At 67.0% G+C, this 18430-nt stretch carries 20 protein-coding genes and 5 pseudogenes; 10 read left to right on the top strand and 15 right to left on the bottom strand.

Features of this window, described 5'->3' with window-relative positions:
* Positions 1–18 precede the first annotated feature (18 nt).
* Positions 19–282, bottom strand: coding sequence for a hypothetical protein (locus tag ACIBCU_RS03705; protein WP_362938279.1), 264 nt, complete (start codon positions 280–282; stop codon positions 19–21).
* A gap of 559 nt (positions 283–841) precedes the next feature.
* Positions 842–1084 (bottom strand): hypothetical protein, encoded by a 243-nt coding sequence (locus ACIBCU_RS03710; RefSeq protein WP_362938276.1) that lies wholly within the window; start codon positions 1082–1084, stop codon positions 842–844.
* A 172-nt stretch (positions 1085–1256) separates the two neighbouring features.
* On the opposite strand from ACIBCU_RS03710, the pseudogene ACIBCU_RS03715 reads away from it, so the two are divergent.
* Positions 1257–2077 (top strand): annotated as a pseudogene (locus ACIBCU_RS03715) (IS982 family transposase).
* Between the two features lie 42 nt (positions 2078–2119).
* Entirely contained in the window at positions 2120–2581 is a 462-nt protein-coding gene (locus ACIBCU_RS03720; protein WP_362938273.1) for an SRPBCC family protein, read from the top strand.
* Between the two features lie 246 nt (positions 2582–2827).
* Here ACIBCU_RS03720 and ACIBCU_RS03725 read toward each other — a convergent pair whose 3' ends face one another.
* From ACIBCU_RS03725 to ACIBCU_RS03745, 5 genes and pseudogenes are all read right to left on the bottom strand, one after another.
* A complete protein-coding gene (locus ACIBCU_RS03725) occupies positions 2828–3538 on the bottom strand; it encodes a TetR/AcrR family transcriptional regulator (RefSeq protein ID WP_362938270.1) in 711 nt (236 codons plus the stop codon).
* Positions 3539–3578: 40 nt separating this feature from the next.
* On the bottom strand, positions 3579–4340 hold the full coding sequence (locus ACIBCU_RS03730; RefSeq protein WP_399228990.1) for an SDR family oxidoreductase: 762 nt from the start codon (positions 4338–4340) through the stop codon (positions 3579–3581).
* Positions 4341–4605: 265 nt separating this feature from the next.
* Positions 4606–4962: an MmcQ/YjbR family DNA-binding protein gene (locus ACIBCU_RS03735; RefSeq protein WP_399228992.1), complete on the bottom strand. Its 357-nt coding sequence runs from the start codon at positions 4960–4962 to the stop codon at positions 4606–4608.
* Positions 4959–5126, bottom strand: a pseudogene (locus ACIBCU_RS03740) (MmcQ/YjbR family DNA-binding protein); the annotation flags it as partial. The pseudogene ACIBCU_RS03740 and the gene ACIBCU_RS03735, both read right to left, overlap by 4 nt.
* A gap of 57 nt (positions 5127–5183) precedes the next feature.
* Positions 5184–5402, bottom strand: coding sequence for a hypothetical protein (locus ACIBCU_RS03745; protein WP_362938306.1), 219 nt, complete (start codon positions 5400–5402; stop codon positions 5184–5186).
* 43 nt (positions 5403–5445) lie between these two features.
* On the opposite strand from ACIBCU_RS03745, the pseudogene ACIBCU_RS03750 reads away from it, so the two are divergent.
* Both ACIBCU_RS03750 and ACIBCU_RS03755 read left to right on the top strand, forming a co-directional pair.
* Positions 5446–5691: pseudogene (locus tag ACIBCU_RS03750) on the top strand (helix-turn-helix domain-containing protein); the annotation flags it as partial.
* Positions 5640–6092, top strand: coding sequence for an FUSC family protein (locus ACIBCU_RS03755; RefSeq protein ID WP_399228994.1), 453 nt, complete (start codon positions 5640–5642; stop codon positions 6090–6092). The pseudogene ACIBCU_RS03750 and the gene ACIBCU_RS03755, both read left to right, overlap by 52 nt.
* A 524-nt stretch (positions 6093–6616) precedes the next feature.
* On the opposite strand, the pseudogene ACIBCU_RS03760 reads toward ACIBCU_RS03755, so the two are convergent.
* The 8 genes and pseudogenes from ACIBCU_RS03760 to ACIBCU_RS03795 all read right to left on the bottom strand — a co-directional run.
* Positions 6617–6724: pseudogene (locus ACIBCU_RS03760) on the bottom strand (ISAs1 family transposase); the annotation flags it as partial.
* A gap of 213 nt (positions 6725–6937) precedes the next feature.
* Positions 6938–7240, bottom strand: a pseudogene (locus ACIBCU_RS03765) (transposase family protein); the annotation flags it as partial.
* 197 nt (positions 7241–7437) lie between these two features.
* Positions 7438–8229, bottom strand: a complete 792-nt coding sequence (locus ACIBCU_RS03770; protein ID WP_399228997.1) for an SDR family NAD(P)-dependent oxidoreductase — start codon at positions 8227–8229, stop codon at positions 7438–7440.
* Between the two features lie 171 nt (positions 8230–8400).
* Complete coding sequence (locus tag ACIBCU_RS03775; RefSeq protein WP_362938252.1) at positions 8401–9210, bottom strand: sugar phosphate isomerase/epimerase family protein; 810 nt, start codon at positions 9208–9210, stop codon at positions 8401–8403.
* Between the two features lie 57 nt (positions 9211–9267).
* Positions 9268–10689, bottom strand: coding sequence for an MFS transporter (locus ACIBCU_RS03780; protein ID WP_362938249.1), 1422 nt, complete (start codon positions 10687–10689; stop codon positions 9268–9270).
* Between the two features lie 100 nt (positions 10690–10789).
* Positions 10790–11587 carry an IclR family transcriptional regulator gene (locus tag ACIBCU_RS03785; RefSeq protein ID WP_362938246.1) on the bottom strand — a complete coding sequence of 266 codons (798 nt, stop codon included), beginning with the start codon at positions 11585–11587 and terminating at the stop codon, positions 10790–10792.
* Between the two features lie 211 nt (positions 11588–11798).
* Positions 11799–12389, bottom strand: coding sequence for an AAA family ATPase (locus ACIBCU_RS03790; protein ID WP_362938243.1), 591 nt, complete (start codon positions 12387–12389; stop codon positions 11799–11801).
* Entirely contained in the window at positions 12386–13114 is a 729-nt protein-coding gene (locus ACIBCU_RS03795; protein ID WP_399229001.1) for a bifunctional 4-hydroxy-2-oxoglutarate aldolase/2-dehydro-3-deoxy-phosphogluconate aldolase, read from the bottom strand. The genes ACIBCU_RS03790 and ACIBCU_RS03795 overlap by 4 nt, the downstream gene beginning before the upstream one ends.
* An 87-nt stretch (positions 13115–13201) precedes the next feature.
* Here ACIBCU_RS03795 and ACIBCU_RS03800 point away from each other — a divergent pair, with 87 nt between their 5' ends.
* Genes ACIBCU_RS03800 through ACIBCU_RS03825 form a run of 6 tightly spaced genes read left to right on the top strand, consistent with a single transcriptional unit; the run spans position 13202 to position 18376 of the window.
* Positions 13202–14191, top strand: coding sequence for a Gfo/Idh/MocA family protein (locus ACIBCU_RS03800; RefSeq protein WP_399229003.1), 990 nt, complete (start codon positions 13202–13204; stop codon positions 14189–14191).
* Positions 14184–15179 carry a LacI family DNA-binding transcriptional regulator gene (locus tag ACIBCU_RS03805; protein ID WP_362938234.1) on the top strand — a complete coding sequence of 332 codons (996 nt, stop codon included), beginning with the start codon at positions 14184–14186 and terminating at the stop codon, positions 15177–15179. The genes ACIBCU_RS03800 and ACIBCU_RS03805 overlap by 8 nt, the downstream gene beginning before the upstream one ends.
* Positions 15176–15739 (top strand): VOC family protein, encoded by a 564-nt coding sequence (locus tag ACIBCU_RS03810; RefSeq protein ID WP_362938231.1) that lies wholly within the window; start codon positions 15176–15178, stop codon positions 15737–15739. The genes ACIBCU_RS03805 and ACIBCU_RS03810 overlap by 4 nt, the downstream gene beginning before the upstream one ends.
* A complete protein-coding gene (locus ACIBCU_RS03815; RefSeq protein WP_399229006.1) occupies positions 15736–16656 on the top strand; it encodes a sugar phosphate isomerase/epimerase family protein in 921 nt (306 codons plus the stop codon). The genes ACIBCU_RS03810 and ACIBCU_RS03815 overlap by 4 nt, the downstream gene beginning before the upstream one ends.
* The gene (locus ACIBCU_RS03820; protein WP_362938225.1) at positions 16653–17633 is read left to right on the top strand and encodes a Gfo/Idh/MocA family oxidoreductase; all 981 of its coding nucleotides are present in this window, start codon (positions 16653–16655) and stop codon (positions 17631–17633) included. The genes ACIBCU_RS03815 and ACIBCU_RS03820 overlap by 4 nt, the downstream gene beginning before the upstream one ends.
* Positions 17609–18376 carry an SDR family NAD(P)-dependent oxidoreductase gene (locus ACIBCU_RS03825; RefSeq protein WP_399229008.1) on the top strand — a complete coding sequence of 256 codons (768 nt, stop codon included), beginning with the start codon at positions 17609–17611 and terminating at the stop codon, positions 18374–18376. Before ACIBCU_RS03820 ends, ACIBCU_RS03825 begins: the two co-directional genes overlap by 25 nt.
* The last annotated feature ends 54 nt before the right edge of the window (positions 18377–18430 follow it).

Below are 18430 nucleotides of genomic sequence, written 5' to 3' on the forward strand. Positions count from 1 at the left end.
CGGCGCGCTTCGAACGGTTCACGCCGCGGCGCCGGGCGAGGACTGCTCGTCATGCCAGTCGTCGGTGACCGCGATGCGCTCCAGCGCCGCCCGCTCCTCCTCGGCCGTGACCGGGCCATACTCGGTCTCCAGGCGATCCGTCAGCTCCCGGAGCCGGTCCATGGCGTCCTGATGCGCCGCAGCTGCCGCGATATAGGCGGACACTCCCCGGGCATCAACCCGCCCCTTGATCGATTCGACCAGTTCATCCGGCACTGTAATCGTGATCTTCCGAGTCGCCATACTTGAAGTATGCCACGCGATGCCGCGATACGCATGGCACAACACCACTCATGCACGAGCTCCTCCGCGTCGGACGAAGCAGGAGCGACTCATCGCCTTCCGGGCGGCCGTGGGGCCGTTCACCACACATCCCACGGAGAATTGACCAAAACGCCAGGTCACAGCCCTACGAGAGCTCACGGGCAATCAGAACGCCGCACATTCGCTGCACCGGCTCAAGGTGCCGGAGGGCGCAAGGAGCACGTTTCCGCAGGTCAGAACGTTTCCGCAGGGTGAAACTGGTGGGGCGGGTGGGACTCGAACCCATGCGAGTGACGCCTCTCACCTGCGGCGATGCCGAAACAACGGACATAGCCACCCGTTTCCAACCGGCTACATCCCCCTCGATCCGGCTCGAACGGGGTTCGGTCAGGCGTTCGCCACACCGCTTCCTATGCACCCCGAACAAGCACCGGCTTTCGAGAAGCAGGGGAACGATCTCGTCTTCGGTGCAATCGGATCACCGCCGCGTCGCGGTAGTCATCCCTGGGCCCCGCTGAAATCAGGCTGCCGCGCACGGTTACGTTCCGTAACTGAAGGCACCGCTGACGCTGCCTTTGAGGACCATCTCCTCGGCGCCCTGTTCAGGGATCCAACCGTTCTTCGCCAAGTTTGCCGTGAAGTGGATGGGGCTGTCGTCAGTGAGAACCAGGCTGAATCCGCACATTTCCTTGCGGCTGTCTCTTTCGACGAGCTGTGGAACGGTGTCGGCGCCAGGTTCAGTGCCCTCGGCTGGACTAGGCAGATACTCCTCGACCATCACAGGGACCTCCAAGGGTTGGCGGGCGGCTTCCGCAGGCCACGCCGTGGTCAAAGCGGTGTGGGCCTGAAACGTGGCCACATGCTGGTCCCAGCCATTCGTTGATGGCTGCGCCTAGATGATCAATTCCAAGGGGTGCCCGCGGAACGAGATCGAGGGTGTTCAAGATTGTTGTGTGACGAACAACCTGAACACCCTCGCGACTGCACTCTACGTGACCACGGCCGACCTGCTGAAAGAGCGGCCCCACTTGGCACCCGGCCGCCCTGCCGTCGGTATCGCACCGCGTCTGAGCGATGCCGAACTACGCACCCTCGCCATGATGCAGGCCATGCTCGGCTTCACCTCCGAGGCCAAGTGGCTCCGTCACGCCGCGCCCACCTGCGGCAGGTCACCCGCTTCCTTGCCTCCTCCACCTCCGTATGGAGCGACGATGTGTGGGTGGTCGACTCCACACCGGTGGAGTGCGGCCGCTCACGCGAGACCGTCAAACGCTCCGACCTGGCGGGATGGGCCGAGTACGGGTACTGCGCCAGCCACAGCCGGTTCTTCTGGGGCCTGCGCCTGCACCTGGTCTGCACCCTCCAGGGCCTGCCCATCGCCTTCGCCCTGACCGGAGCCAAAGCCGACGAACGCGAGACCCTCCTCGACCTCCTGGCCCGCCGTCCCGGACAGACCCTGATCGGCGACAAGAACTACTTCGGCCGCGCCTTCGAACACGAACTCGCCGATCAGGCAGTCCAGTTGTTGCGGCCGGTCCGCAAGGGCGAACGCGAGCGGCCGGGCGCCCACCTGTTCAAACCCCTGCGCCAGGTCATCGAGTCGATCAACAAGACATTCAAGGGACAGCTCGACCTCGAACGGCACCGAGGCCGCACACCCGGCGGCGTCATCGTCCGTGTCATGCAGCGCATACTCGCGCTGACCGCCGCGATCTGGCACAACGACACCACCGACCAGCAAGTCCTACGATCCCTCACCGCCTACGATCACTGACTTTCCTGGAATTGATCACCTAGCGCTGGCTATGGTGGTGTGATGGCACGGACGGACACGGCTTCCCGGGTGATCGCGTCCTCACGTGACCGTGTCTACACCGCCCTCGTGGATTCAGACGCGCTTGCGGCATGGCTACCGCCTGACGGCATGAGCGGCAGATTCGAGCGATTCGACGCGCGGCCGGGCGGGTCTTACCGGCTGATCCTCACCTACGCGAATGCCTCGACCGCGCCGGGCAAGGCCACAGAGGATTCTGACATCGTTGAGGCACGCTTTCTCGACATCGTCCCCGGCGTGCGAGTCGTGCAAGCCGTGGATTTCGTCTCTGACGACCCGGCCTACGCCGGCACGATGACGATGACCTGGGAGGTCACCGCGGTCAACACAGGGACGCACGTGGAGATCCGCGCCGACCATGTCCCCGTCGGCATCTCCGCGGAGGATCACGCTGCCGGGCTTGCCTCCTCGCTGGCGAACCTCGCCGCATACCTGGAGCAGTAACCGGCCTCCCGGGGCACCTCCGCCGCTTGACACATAGAGTGCATCGCGAGGGTGTTCAGGTTGTTCGTCACACAACGATCTTGAACACCCTCACTCTCGTTTCCGCGGGCACCCCTTGGAATTGATCACCTAGGCAGTCGCCAAGCGCCAAGCTGCCGCAGACGATCCTGCTGGCCCCGGCCACCGCAAGGTGAATCGTCCCGCCCTGGCCGCCCCTCGTCTCCCGCGTGAACTGGTAGTGGGGGTTCAGGATCCGGTGCGATAGCGGGTGAGCATGAGGGCGACGGCTTCGTCCACGATCGTGGTGTCGGTGGGGTCGGGCGGAACGAAGTCGGTCCGTACGAGTTGAGGCCACAGGAGCTGGCCGCAGATCATGCCAAGGAACTGCTCGGCTACCGCGGATGCTGGCTGTGGCTGTCCGTCGGCCGAACGGAAGTCGAGTGTGCCGGCCTGTGCTTCGGCGTCCAGGTAGTCGCGGAGCCGGTCGAAGAAGGGCCCGCGGTCGATGGCGAAGCCGGTGCCGACGATGTCGGCGAGTTCCGGCATCTGGGGAAGTTCGGCGATGATGAGGCGGCACAGCGCCGCCGTGCCGGGCCGCGAGACCAGGCAGGCATAGTCGCGGCCGATGTGGTCCAGACCGTACCGGGGATCACCGGGCGGGGGCGGTGCGGCGTACTGCACATCCAGCTGCCACTGTTCGGAGGTGACGGCCGCGAACAGCGCAGCCTTGGAGGGGTACCGCTTGAAGAGGGTGCCGGTGGAGACGCGGGCCTCCCTGGCGATCTGGGCCAGGGAGGTCTTGTCATATCCCCGGGCGAGGAAGAGGTCGCGGGCGGCGCGGATGATGCGCGCGCGGTTCTCCGCCTTGATCTGCGCGTGATACCCGGCTTTGGTCTGCGCGTCATACCCGGCCTGGCACGTATCGCCACCGGTCTCCGCTCGATCCGCCACCGACATACCCACGCCCCTCGCCCGTCTCCCAGCCGCATCCTCACTGTCAAAGGACGGTCTGGCCTCCGTCCAGGATAAGGTCCTGGCCCACAGTGAAGGCCGAGGCATCGGAGGCCAGGTACACGACGGCTTCCGCGATCTCCCCGGGCATACCCATGCGTTCCAGCGGGATGCCGGAGCTGATCGCCTCCAGAACCGCCGTCTGCTGCGCGGGGTCCTCGATCCCGAGCTTGGCCCCTGAATACAGCGGGGTGTTCACCGGGCCGGGGCTGATCGCGTTGAACCGGATGCCGTGCGACCTGAGCAGGTCCGCGTTCCATGACCGCATCAGGGAGCCGACGGCCGCCTTCGTCGCGGCGTAGGCGTTCGAATGCCCGTAGCCGCCGTGCGCGCTGTTGGACGCGTTGAGGATGACCGAGGACGGGTTGGCCAGCACGGGCACCAGGGCCTGCGTGAGAAAGAAGACGCTCTTGACGTTGATGTCGAAGAGCCGGTCGAAACTGCCCTCCGTGTGGTCCTCGAACGGCCGCCAGTCCGAGACGCCGGCGTTCAGGAATGCCACGTCCAGCTCCCCGAAGTGCTCACGCACCCGCTCCGCCAGGCCGCGCTGGGCATCGAGATCGCGTGCATCGGCCCGCACCACCGGCACCTTGTCCCCGAGGATCTGCCGCGCCTTCTCGATGCTGGCCGGGGTGACCCCCGTGACCAGCACATCGGCCCCCTCCGCCACAAAACGCTGGGCAGTCTCCAGGCCGATCCCGCTGGTGCCGCCGGTGATGAGGGCGCGCTTGCCCGCAAGACGATTCATGTTGATTGTTCCTTGCCGAGTCGTAAGGTAAGTCAAAGGACTCACCACCTGAAAGTAACCCCCGCACCCCTTACATGGCAAGTCGATCCACTTACCATCGGTGGTTGATCAACACCTGGATCCGTTGATCATGGAGACGCCAAGTGGGTGAGGTGACGCGCATGCGTACGCTGCCGGAACCCACTGACTGTTCACCGGCCCTTGCCGCCTGCCTAGGACCTGCTGGCGCTTCGGGGGCTACAGTCCGGCGTCGCGCCCGACGCACTCAAGGAACTGGTCGCGGCAGCCGCTCGGCGACCAGGTCGTAGGAATCCTCGACCGCGTCGGTGACCAGCCGCTCGGTGATGCCGGGTCCCGGCCCCAGTGAGATCCCATGCCGTTTGTCGAGGTAGCGGCCTGGTGTGATCGAGGCATAGCCGCGTTCGTGGGCGCGGGCGTGTTCGGGTTCGCACTTGACCGTGATGATCTGTTCGCCCGGGTCGTCGGTGACGATCAGGAACACCTTGCCCGCGACCTTGTACACGTCGAGTCCGGGAGTGAAGGGGTATCCGTGGCTGACGTCAGGGAGGGCCAGGGCCGCCTGGCGGGCGGTGTCCTGGAGCCGGTCACCGGCCGCGCTCACCGGGCCGCCCGCGTGCCGGTGCCGTAGTTGTGCGGGTCGACAGGCCGCTCGGCCTTGGGCAGGTGGGCGACGACGAGCCGATAGGAGTCGGTGACGAGCTCCCTGACGAGCTCCTTGTCGACGCCTTCTCCGCTCTCCAGGGTGATCCAGTGCTTCTTGTTCACCCCGACGACGCCCCCTGGGCCGAGCGCACCGCCCTCCAACTCCTCGACGAACACCGGTCACTGGGGCGGCGCCCCCTCGCTCTCCACCACGCCCTGCGCCGCAGCCTCCTGGAGGCCCTGCTGCTCCGCCTCGCCCACAGCCCAGACACCACAACCCCGCCGCCCGCTGCCCGCGGTCGTCGTCCCACGGTCTACCGGCGCTTCCTCGACGCACTGGAACTGCACTTCCGCGAGCAGCACCACGTGGACGACTACGCCCGCCTGCTCGGTCCGCACCCTCACCCGCGCCGCACAAGACGCCGCCGGCACCGGAGCGCGGCAGGTGATCGACGAGCGACGCCTCCTCGAAGCCCGCCGCCTCCTCGGCCCCTCCGACTGGACAGCCCGCACCGTCGCCGCCCACCTGGGCTTTCCCGACGCCGCCGACTTCGGCCGCTTCTTCCGCAACCGCACCGGCCTCACCCCTGCCGCCTACGCGGCACGGGCAGACCAGCAGGAAAGCAGCTCCAGCCCGTGCGCTGGGCCCTCGGCATTGAGAAGCCACGCTCGCCGTCTGCGCTGCTGAACTGGCCCACCTGGACCGCCCGTACTGGGCGGTGCTCTCCGCCACCGTCGCCCTACACGCACGAGGCGACCGGGGCCTCCACCACCGTTCGCGGGGCCCATCACGTCGCCGGAAGCCTCCTCGGTGTCGCGGTCGCCGCCGGCATCGAAGCGACCCACCCCGCCAGTGCGATGCAGCTTCTCCTGGTCCTCGGGGGCGCCTGGGGAATGAACCTACTGCTGCCCCGGAACTACACCTACGCCGTCATCTGCGCGACCGTGATGGCCCTCGCGGCCAACATGGCCACCGCCCCGCCACGTCCGTCTCGGACATGCTTCTCGCGCGTACCCAGGAGCGCTTTCTCGGTGTGGCCTGCGCGCTGGTGGTGCTCTGGGTCACCGGACACCGCGCCCACCACATGATCGACCGGCAGTTCCGCTCGGCCGTCGATGCTCTCGCCCGCGTGCTGGAACACGTGCACTCAGGAAGCGCCGCCACCGCTCCAGGTGTGGCGGCCCGGCGTGATCTCAGGTTCGAGCTCACCGTCCACCGGGCCATCCTCGACCGGGCAGGGAAGGACAGGCGGGCGCTCCAGTCCTGGGACACCGTCGACCGCGCGCTCAGTACCCTCAGCCATCACGCGTTCGCCCTCTGCGGGACCCCGGGACCACACGGTTCCGCATGCCCTCTGCCCCAGACGTCCCAGATTCTGCAGGATCTGCTCCGCGACCTGCCCCGGCCGCTCCCGGACGGATCGGCCCTGACCGCCTGGCCGCCACGCTCTCCCGTGCACCGGTCGCCACCAGCTGATTTCACCGTCCTCGGTCCCGGAGTGCTCACGCTTGAGCCCGCATCCGGCAAAATTCAGATCGCCGGGCCGGACGGAACGATCGACGGGCGGAAGCCGAGCGACGACCAGGAACTTCGCGTGGCCGGTCCGGGGCAGCAGCGCGTCGAAGGTCACCACCGCACCGGTCAGGTCCAGCGGTTCCAGCAGCGGCCGGAAGGCGGTGATCTCATTGCTCTTGGCGTCGACCTCGCGCTGGGCGAGCACGATGCCGTCGCCGCGCAGCGCGGAGAGCAGGTGGACACAGAGCCCGTCGGTGCGGATGGCACCGCGCAGGGATTTGCCGTCCACCGCGACTGCTGCCCGCACTGGACGGCACGGCGGGCATTTGCCCTGGTCGACGGCGCGGAAGGCGTCCGCCCGAGCGGTGAGCCAGCCGCCGATCGTCGCGTCGAGTGCGTCGCCGTCGATGCACTGCTCGCTGGGCGCCCGGTAGGGCTGCTCCGGTTCGCGCAGTGTGGCCCCGCAGCGGAGAAGGAGCCAGTCAGAGGCATCGGCGGCCCACGCGGCGATTGCGGTGAGGGACCTCGCTCCGGCCAGGACTGCGCAGGCGGCCAGGGCCAGGACGTACGGCAGCGGGTGACGCCGGCCCTGCAGACGGCGCGAGTCGGGCAGGCGGGACAGCCTGGCCAGCAGGTCGGGCAGTTCGTCGGGGCGGGCCGGATCGGATCCAGTGAGTTGACCCAGCCCGGCAGGGATGGGTGATGATGGCGCAACAGGCACAGTCTTCCGTTGTGGTGATCAGCGAACTCGACACTCAGTGATCACCGGAAACCGTGCCTGCGCGTGTACCTGCCGATCCATCACCATCACGGCCGGATTGGGGTATCAGGCCCATGCCCTATCGGGCCCACCGCGAGAATGACAGAACCCTGAGGGGGCACCGCTGTGTGACTGTCAAGCCGGTTGAACAGTTCCCGTCAGGACTTGGAGCTGGGCCGACCGGGAATGTGACTGAGAATGGACTTGGAGAAACCCCCATCGACGCAGACATCTTGGCCGGTGACATATCCCGCCAGTGGGCTGACAAGAAACTCGATCACGTTCGCGATATCCATCGGGTCGCCAATTTTCGACAACGGGATAATTTCTTCCCTTGCCTTCTTGACTTCGGGATCAAGGTACATTTTTTCAGTCATCTGCGTGCGAGTCATGCCCGGGGATACCACGTTCACGCGGATTCCGTCAGGTGCCCATTCCAGTGCGAGTGTCTGGGCCAACATCGTGAGCGCAGCCTTGGTCGGACTGTATGCGCCCGATCCGGCATGTGGGAGCTGGCCGGACATGGAAGAGGTCAAACAGGCGGCCCCGCGGCTATCCTTCAGGTGCGGGTAACTTGCTTTGGCAAGTAGCCACGCCCCGCGGAGGTTGACGGAGAACATGTCGTCCCAGTCCTCCAGGGAGAGATCCTTGAGTGCGCCAGGGTTGGCGATTCCGGCATTTGCCACCAGCGCATCCAAGCCACCGAATTCCTCGACCACAGCGGTTACCAGCTGACCGGGCACATCGGGATCACCCAGGTTTCCTGTCAATGCAATGGCTTTGCCACCCATCGACTGGATCGACCGGACGACCTCGTCTTGTCGCGCGTTCGGAGTAAGGCCGGATACCGCGACCATCGGCTTCTCACCGCGGGCAAGTGCGGCCTCTGCGAGCCTTAGGCTTGCAGCCGCGCCGATACCGCTGCTTCCACCACTGACCAGAACCCTCATTGCACACTCTCCTTGCATATTTCCAGCGGGCATACTCAGCATGCCACACAAGTCGTGACAGCTTCATCTGATGCGTTTCGAAGCACTTCAATTCACACCGGCGAGCGAAAACTGCCATCTTGCTGTTCGATGACCCTCGGAGTCGCTCTGAACCCCGAGGCGCTGAAATCACTATCCGAGATTCCAACCCTCTTCACTGAGATCACCCATCGACTTCGCGAATACTTCCAGGGTGTTCTCTTCGCGAATGACTTCGAGAACGACGTTGTCCACCCCGATTGTTTCTTGGACTGCTTTACCCAGCCCCTTCCAATCGATCACCCCAGTGCCGATGGGGTCGTGGCCCCACGTCTCCGTACCCGTGTCGGAGATATGCATGAGCGCAACCGATCCGTGGTGCGAGCGCAGACTCGATACGGGATCCTCCCCGATGTAAGCAGCGTTCGCGACGTCGTACACGATTTTGAGTGCATCATCGTTGACTGTGCCGACGATATCTGCCAGCTCCCCAATCGTGGGAGCAAAGCAGTAGGGAGTGTTCTCGAAGAGGAGTCGCTTTCCCGCCCGCTTGGCCAGCGGGACCAGGTCTTCCAGGCTTTCATACATCCACCCGTAGACACTCTCCAGTGAGGGGGAGATCATAGGACGCCGTGTGCCGGGCGAGATGACAACTTCCGGGACATCCCAAGCCACCGCAAGATCGATCACCGAGGCGATGTGCTCGATGCTCTTCCGGCGCATGCTGGCACCAGGACTGGCCAGATTGATGTCGTATCCGCCGGCGTTCAGGGATCGGATCTTGGCGCCGTTCTCGTTGAGTGTCGCCAGGATTTCCGAACGCTCGGAGCTGGAGATCTCTTCCGGCCAGCAATGTGGAGAGCTGATGGGAACCTCGAAGGTGTCGTACCCGTTCTGGGTCAGCTCGGATATCGCATCGATCGCCGTTGTCGACCAAAGATACGAAAAAGTGTTGATGATCATATGAATTTCCGTTCAATCTTTGAGGAGTCCCGATCGTGCGCTCGGGAGCAGGGGCGGCTACAGCCGGGGAACCTTGTGCTGTTCAGGGGCTGAACTGGCGGCAGTGGCCGAGTCCTCGCTCATGACGACGGCGATGGTGTCGGTCGCGGAAACGATCTCCCGCGGGGCTCGGCTGCCGGTCTCCGGGAGGGTGAAGTAGACGATGAGGCACAGGGCGACGATGACGATCATGTAAATCGCCACGTACATGGGCCGTCCGGCGCCGACGAACGCGGACGCGATGAGGGGTGCGGTGCCGCCGAAGAGGGCAATGACGATCTGATGGGCGAATCCGATTCCGGAGACGCGGACCGAGGCGGGGAACAACTCGGCCTGGATGGTGGGGTAGACGGCCTGCCAGATACCGAGGACAACCCATCCGGAGGCGGCGACGATGACGTAGACACCGAAGCCGGGCACCTGCAGGAGGAGAAGGAGCGGATAGAACAGGACGATCATTCCGATGGCGCCGATGATGGGGAAGATCTTCCGGCGACCGAGACGGTCGGAGAGGTAGCCGCCGACGGGGACGATGACCACCAGCAGGGCCAGGCCGATCGCGCTGCCGGCAAGGGTGGACGACAGGTCTCGGCCCGAGGTGAGGTTGGCGTAGGTGGGCAGGAACGTCGCCCAGGTGTAGTAGGCCACGGCGGGAGCGGACAGGGCAGCAGTCTGCAGGATCGCCTTGGGGTGCTCGCGGAGCAGCTGGAGGAGCTTCGCGGGTGCGGACTTCTGCTCGACGAGCGTGCTGGCTTCGAACTCCGGAGACTCGTCCGAGCGGGCGCGGAGGATGAGTCCGACGATGCCGATCACACCACCGAAGATGAAAGGGATCCGCCATCCGTAGGACGCCAGGGCGTCGGGGGCGAAAACAGAGGTGACGGTGGCTGCGGCGCCCGTCGCGGCGAGGGTTGCCAGCCCGCTGGCCATGTTGGTGAAGGAGCCGAAAAGTCCGCGCCGGTTGGCTGGAGCGTGTTCCACCATGTACGCGATGGCGCTCTGCCCCTCGGTGCCGGCGGAGATGCCCTGGAGGATGCGGGCGACGACGAACAGGATCGGCGCGAAGTAGCCGATGGTCGCGTACGGGGGCGTGAGCCCGATGATCAACGCGCCGAGAGCCATCCCCGAGACCGCGAGAGACAGGACGCGGCGGCGCCCGTACCGGTCGGCAAGCGGCGAGAGGATGATGCCGCTCAGAGGACGCACGAGGAACCCGATGGCGTAAGTGAGGAACGCGGCGATGAGGGACGCGAACTGGGAGCCCGAGGGGAAGATCTGAGCAGAGAAGACAGAGGCGAGCAGGCCGTATATATACCAGTCGTACCACTCGACAAAGTGCCCGACGGTCCCGGCGAGCAGGTTACGGGCCTGTCCCTTACGCGGGACGGGATCTGCACTGTCGGGGGTGGATGCGCTGGGCGCGCAACGTGAGGGCGTCATTGCAGTCTCCATTGCATTTGGTCGCGAGTGAGCATCCCAGCGCCCTGGGCCGAGAGTCGCTGAACATGTTGAAGGGGTGTTTGCCTGGGTGTCTGCCTGTCTAGGCGGAGAGTTCCTCGTCCGCGACGAGGTAGGCGTAGCTAGGCCAGCTCCGGGAGATGTCAGCCGCGGCCGCGAGCAGGGGCGGCGACAGCTCGGCCATGCGCGCTCGGGTCATCCGTACGGAGGGGCCCGCGATGCTGATCGTCCCGGTGGCCTCCTGGCCCGGTCCGGCTCCGTGGATGGCGGCCGCCACGGCACTGATACCGAGGTCCATCTCCTCGATCGTCGTGGCGTACCCGCGGTGACGAACCTCGTCGAGCTCGACCTGGAGAGCGGCCCGGTCGAGGGTGGATCTGGGGGTGACGTCGAGATGGCTCTCGTGCGCCAGCACGGTCGCGACTCGGTCCGGAGAGAGAGTGGCGAGCCACGCCTTCCCGGATGCAGTGGCGTGGGGGACCGCGTCCTGACCCATGACGGGGTCGATGCGGAGGGACGAGTTCGCCCCCTGGGCTTTGGCGATCCACTTCAAGGAATCGTTGGTGGCTACCGCCAGGCGGACGAGCTCTTCACACTCCGCCGCGAGCGAGTCCAGGCTTCGCTGAGCCCACGTTTCCACTGCTGACGAGGACAGCTGGCGGAGCCCCAGGGCGCCGAGGCTGTGAGTGGCGAAGTAGCTGGAGGTGCGGGGATCCTGATTCACATAGCCCGCATCGACCAGGGCGGCGAGGAGACGATGAGCGATGGCCTTGTTGAGGCCCAGGCGCTCGGCGATGTCCGTGACGCGTCGGCCTTCGGCATGCGGCGCCAGCAGTTCGAGCACACGCATCGCATTTGTGACGTCATCGGCCAGTGCCATGTTCTCGTCTCCTCGCCATCGTGGATCCACGTCCACGTCGACGTGGATCCACATCCACTTCCGTGTCGATGTGGATCCACATGCACTTCCGTGTCGACGTGGATCCACACCCACTTCCGTGTCGCTGTAACGCTGTTACGAAACGTCACGCGCGTCCGCCCTGTCAAGACCCAGCGGTCATCCTGGTCGTCAGACCTCGAGAACGCAGCGGTCAGATCTGCAGCACCAGCTCACGAAGACGCGTGAACGCCGACTCGTCATCGTTCACGACGACGTCGTGCTCGCCGGTGTTCCAGCGGCACTCGAGTGCTCCGAATCGCTCCCAGTAGACGTCCCATCCGGCGAGCTTGACCCGGTCCCGCTCGCTGCCGCGCTCGATCAACCGTTGCCGCACGACCTCGGGCGAGGTGCGCACGTGGATCACCCGGATGCGAGCGGCGGCGGGCCAGCCTGCACCCTCGGTCGAGCGAGACAGGAAGTCGGGGTCTTGGAGGTACGCCACGAACGGTGCATCGATGACGACGGAGTGGCCGAGTTCCAGGTTCCGGCCGGCGGTCGCGAAGAGCGTCTCGTACTCGGCCGGCATGACCCTCCGCAGGTACAGCTCGTTCGATTCCCGGTCGGAGGGATCCTGCCCGAACGCCTCGAGAGCCACTCGCACGAGGGGCCCGGCGAGCGTGTCCTTGTCGAGATACGCCGCGCCCGTCAGGGAGCTGAGGTGTCTCGACAGGGTCGACTTGCCCGACCCCGCCCCGCCGAGCGTGATGTAGGCGACGGGCGGGGCTTGGACGTCGGCTGTCACCGCTTCACTCGCGCGATCGCGGCCACGAACTCCTTCGCCGCTGCGGTGACCTTGCCCATGTCGCCGTCGGGGCGGCCGGCCTTGGTGATGGCGCTGCCCACTCCGACCGCCGCGACGCCTGCGGCGAACCAGTCGCCGACGTTGGCGGTGGTGACGCCACCCGCCGGAAGGATCGGGACGTGCGCGAGCGGCGCCAGGACCGCCTTGGCATAAGGGATGCCGCCGGCTTCGGTGGGGAAGAGCTTGACGATGTCCGAGCCGGCCTCGGCCGTATCGAGGATCTCGGTCGGCGTGTAGGCACCACTGATGGTGGCGACCTGGTAGCGGTTGGCGACGCGGATCATCTCAGGGTTGAGGTTCGGGCTGACGAGGAACTGCGCGCCGGCCTGAATGCTCGACCAGGCGGCGTGCCCGTCGAGGACGGTGCCCGCGCCGAAGACCACGTCTTCACCGGCGAAGCGCTCGGTCAGGCGCTCGATCACGGTGAGGGCGCCGGGGATCGACAGGGTGATCTCGAGGGCGCGGATGCCGCCGGCGACGGCTGCCGAGGCGACTTCGAACGCCTCCTCGGCGGTGTCGAGGCGGACGATGAGGACGTTGCCGGAATCGCGGATGGTCTCTATGACGTGGAGTTTTTGGAACATGGCCCTGATGGTTACACCACGTTGGTGCGCTTCGTCGAGCCGCGACCCGGACGCATTGACGAATCGCGGCGAGGTGTACATCCTGGGTTGCAATCGATCTCAGCAATCGTTCTCATTCGCGGGCGACTGAACGCCGGGATCCTCATCGAAGCGAAGGAGTCGACGGCGGTGGATCATTCCTCTTCGGTCCCTCGGCCCTCGGCCGTGGTGCTGGGCGCGTCCCACTGGCACGCGCCGCTGTACCGTGCCGGGCTGGCTCGACGATTCCGCGTGACGGCGGTGCAGGACCCCGACCCCGCGGTCTCTCGGGCATTCGCCGAGCCCTTGGGCGCACCCGTCGCGGCGAGCGTCGACGAGGCTCTGGACCAGGACGGCATCGAGGTGGCGTTCGTGTTCTGCCCGCACCACGAGATGCTCGCGGTCGGCCGAAAGCTCGTCGACCGCGGCATCCCGTTCGTGATCGAGAAGCCCGCCGGTGCGAACCTCGACGAACTTCGGGCGCTCGAGGAGGAGGCGCGCCTGGCCGCCGTGCCGGCGACCGTGCCGCTCGTCCAGCGCGGTGCCCCGATCGACACGTGGCTGCGGCAGGCCGGCGACATCGTCTACGAGCGGATGGCGTTCGTCGCCGGTCCGCCCTCGCGGTACCGGGGCAACGGCAACCCGTGGATGCTCGAACCCGCCCTCTCCGGCGGCGGCAGCCTGATGAACCTCGGCCCGCACTTCGTCGACCTGGCGATCCGCCACCTCGGACACCCCGTCGACGTCGTCCAGAAGCTCTCCACCACGCTGCACGGCGGGGCGGTCGACGACCACTCCACGATGGTCCTGACCACCGTCACGGGCCGCGAGGCAATCATCGAGGTCGGCTATGCGTTCCCCAACTCGCCGCTGAAGCGGTACTGCAGCTTCACCGCCGCCGGGACCAACGGGTTCGCCACCGTCGACACCACCGGCGACGCGACGTTCACCGATCAATCCGGCGTCACCAAGAGCGCCGTCCTCGAGGTCGACAGCGACCCGCTGTACGACGTGTTCGTCACCGGCGTCGCCGATACGCTCACGACCGGGTTCGCGGGCCTGCCGACACTCGCCGAGCTTGTGACCACTATGGAGCTCATCTGGTCGCCGCACCTGGAGAGGACGGTGCGTTGTGGCTGAAGTGAGCATCGACGACGTCGCCGAGGCGGCCGGCGTGCACCGCTCGACCGTGTCACGCGCATTCTCGAAGCCGGATGCCGTACGCGCGGCGACCCGGGAACACGTGCTGCGTGTCGCAGCCGAGCTCGGGTACTCGATGAACCCCCTCGCGCAGGCTCTCCGCCGCGGCTCGAGCAACCTCATCCCGCTGATCGTTCCGGACATGACCAACCCGTTCTTCGCCGAGCTGGCGCGCACGACAGCCGCCGCCGCCAAAGCACGCGGCTACCAGCTGATGCTCTGCATCACCGACGGCGACGCCGGGCAGACCGCCGACTACGTGAGCGCGATGCACTCCATGTACTCCCCCTTCGGCATCGTGGCCCCCTCAACCCGGGTCAACCTCGAGGCGCTCCGCCGATACGCGTTTCAGAACCGGGTCGTCGTCATCGACCGGGTCGAAGACGACCTCGCCGTGCCCACCGTCACTGTCGACAGCGCCCGGGGCATCGACCTCGCCTTCGACCACCTCCTTGGTCTCGGCCACACGAACATCGCCTACGCCCCGGGGATCGTCGGCACGTACACCGCCCAGGACCGCTGGGACGCCTACCACCACGCCGCCGAGCGCCACGCCATCTCGCCCGTCGTCCTGGAGGCGGCGCCCGGCGCCGCTCCGGGGCCGGGGATCGTGGACCACTGGATGCGGGAACCGATCCGCCCGACGGCGGTGATCGCGTCCAACGACCTCATCGCGTTCGCCATGATCTCCGAGCTCGGCTCGCGCGGACTGACCGTGCCCGCCGACCTGTCGGTTATCGGCTTCGACGGCCTCGACCTCGGCGCCCAGTTCAACCCCCGGTTGACCAGTGTCCGACAACCAATCACCGACCTCGGACGGATCGCCATCGAACTCGGCGAGGCCCTCATCGCCGACGGCCCGCCCGACCACGTCGTGCTCGAGCCATCGCTTCTCATCCGCTCCTCCACCCAGGAACTCCGCTCATGAATCCGAACCCCGGTCGCCTTCCCGGTCTGCGATACGTGGACCACGTGGCCTTCACCGTCCCCGACCTCGACGACGCCACCCGCCTGTTCACCGTCCTTCTCGGCGCCGAGGAGCTCTATCGCTCCACCCGCGGACCCGATGCCGCGGTCATGCCGGAGCACTTCGGCGTGCCCGCGGACGCGCACCTGGAGCTGCGCATGCTCCGGCTGCCGCCGAACCTGAACGTGGAGCTGTTCCAGTGGTGGAGCGAGGACCGCTCCCCCGTGTTCCCGCGCGCCAGCGATGCGGGCGGGCACCACCTCTGCTTCGTCGTCGACGACGTCGACGACGTCGTCGCCGCGGTCGCCGACCTCCGGGGCATCGACATCCTCGGCGCGCGCAAGGAGGTCGCCGGCGACAGCCCCGCTGTCGCCGGGAACCGGTGGGTGTACGCCCGCACCTCCTGGGGACTCATCCTCGAGTTCGTCGACCGCTCACGGGTCGCCGATCCCCCGCGTCTCGTCGGCCCCCACGACTGGCACACCCACTCCACCTCGAAGGCCTCGGAGACACCCTCATGAAGATCGCCGGCCACACCCTCGGCACCCCCCACCACACCGTTCCCGAAGCGCTTGTACTCTTCGCCCGAGCCGGCCTGGACGCCGCCGAGGTGATCTACCAGGACGACTACACGAGCGGTCTGCCCATCGGCGATGCCGCGGCAGCGGCGGAAGCGGCACGCGTCGCCGACGGCGAAGGCATCCCCGTCATCGGGCTCACCCCGTACACGACCGCCATCAACGCGACCGACGAGCGCATGCGCGGAGCAGCCGTCGACGAACTGCGATCGGCCATCGACATCGCCCACGCCATCGGCGCGAACCGCATCCGCGTCTATTCCGGCGCGTGGCAGCCGGGCCAGAAGGACCACGCCGCGCACTGGACGCAGCTCGTCCGCTCGTTCCAGGAGCTCTCCGGCCCGGCGGCGGACGCAGGCGTCGTGCTCTGCGCCGAGAACCACTTCGGCACCATGACGCAGACCGCGCGCGACACCGCCAAGCTCATCCGCGCGGTCGACTCGCCCGCCGTCCGCGTCCTATATGACCAGGCGAACCTCACCTTCACCCACGACGAGGACGTCGACGACGCCTTCGCCGTCCAGGGCGATCTCATCGGCCACGTGCACGTCAAGGACCTTGTCTTCAAGGACGCGAACGCCCCGTTCGTCGCGTCCGAGACGGCGCGGGTGCACGCCGAGGAACGCGCCGTCATCTCGCGCGTCGTCGGCGACGGCACCCTCGCCTGGTCGCCCATCCTCCGGCGCCTCCGCGAGGTCGGCTACGACGACGTGCTCTCGCTCGAATACGAGTACCGGTGGCATCCACAGGATCTCGACGCCCCCGAGACCGGATTCCGTCGCGGCGCCGAGCACCTCCGTACGCTGCTGCGGCAGCTCGATCTCGAGGCGAACAACCAGGACGCCGAGGTCCGCTCGTGACCACACTCCGCGTCGGCGTGGTGGGCGCCGGCAACATCGCCAGCATCGCGCAGCTGCCCACCCTCGTTCAGCGCGACGACGTCGAGCTGCGCGCCCTGGTGTCGCGGCGCGAGGACCCGAGCCCGCTGCAGCGTCGGTGGGGGTTCGCGAACGTGTACCGCACAGTCGACGCGATGCTCGACGCCGAAGAGCTCGACGCCGTCTTCGTGCTCACTCCCCGCTCCGAGCACGTCGCGGCCGTCGAGAGCGCCCTCCGCGCCGGCATCGACGTATTCTGCGAGAAGCCCCTCGCCACCTCGACCTCCGACTCGGTCCGCCTCGCTGAGCTCGCCGACGAGCACGGCCGCATCCTGATGGTCGGCCTGAACCGGCGGTTCGCGCCCGTGTACGTCGCTGCGCGGGAAGCGTTCGGTGCGGCCGGAGCGTCGTTCTGCGTCGCGCAGAAGAACCGCGCCGGTTCCGAGTACCGAGCCACCTTCGAGAACGCGATCCACATGGTGGACCTCCTCCGCTGGTTCTGCGGCGGAGACGTCGTCGAGGTCACCAGCGCGGCCGCCGGAACCGACCCCTGGGAAGAGGACGGCACGGCTGCCCTCATCCGGTTCTCGACCGGGAACACGGGCCTGCTGGTCGCGGCCCGAGCCGCCGGCGCGTGGGGTGAGAAGCTCGACGCGTACGGGCAGCTGCGCTCGGCGGAGGTCATCGCCCCCGACACCGTCGCGGTGACGGCGGACGGCGTCCGCACCGTCCGGTCGATGAGCCCGGAGGCGTTCGGCTGGGCGACCGCGACCGAGACCTTCGGCTTCGCCGACGCGGTCCGCCACTTCCTCGACCGCGTTCAGGACCGGCAGCAGCCGCTGACCTCCGGATGGGAAGCGGTCAAGACCCAGCAGCTACTCGACAAGATCCTCGCGGCGGCAGGCCTGCCCACCGAGGAGCAGGAGGGACGCACATGGTCCAGCAAAGCAGTGCAGTAGCACCGCAGCCCCAGGTCGCCCTGGTCACCGGCTCCAGCGGCGGCATCGGCGCGGCCGCCGTCGACGCGCTGCGGGCGCGCGGAGACATCGTGGTCGGGGCGGACCTCGCACCGCTCGACGGGCAGGACATCACCGGCTTCTCCGAGCTCGACGTCACCGACGAACATCAGACCGCCGAAGTGGTGCGCCGGATCGTCGGCGAGCACGGCCGCATCGACGTCCTCGTCCACGCCGCGGGGGTGCTCGGCGGCACCCCCGATCCGCTGGCGACCACGACCGAGGAGTTCGAGCGCACCATGCGCATCAACGCCACGGGCACGTTCACCATCACGCGCGAGGTCGCGAACCTCATGCGGGGCAGCGGCACGAAGGGCACCATTCTGCTGCTGTCGTCGGTCGCGGCCAAGGAAGCTCGGATCGACTACCTGCCGTACAACGCCAGCAAGATCGCCGTGCTGCACATCATGTGGTCGATGGCGAAGATCCTCGGACCGGACAGGATCTCGGTCAACACCGTCAACCCCGGACCGGTGAACACGCCGATGTGGACACTGCTCGCCGACCAGTCCGGCTCCGCGCAGGCAGCACGCGACGCGCGCGCCGCGCAGCTCCCCATGCGACGCTTCGCCGAACCGGCCGAGGTCGCCAACGCGATCGGCTTCCTCACGGACCGGGCCAACCGGTACATCACCGGCGTCTCTCTCGACGTCGCCGGTGGGGCGCATCTCGGTATGGGGTCCTAGCCTGCGCCTTTCACTTGCGGCGGTGTCCGAATCTTGAGGGGAAAGGCGAAAGTG

It is taken from the genome of Streptomyces sp. NPDC051064 (genome assembly GCF_044455985.1).
GTDB lineage: Bacteria > Actinomycetota > Actinomycetes > Streptomycetales > Streptomycetaceae > Streptomyces.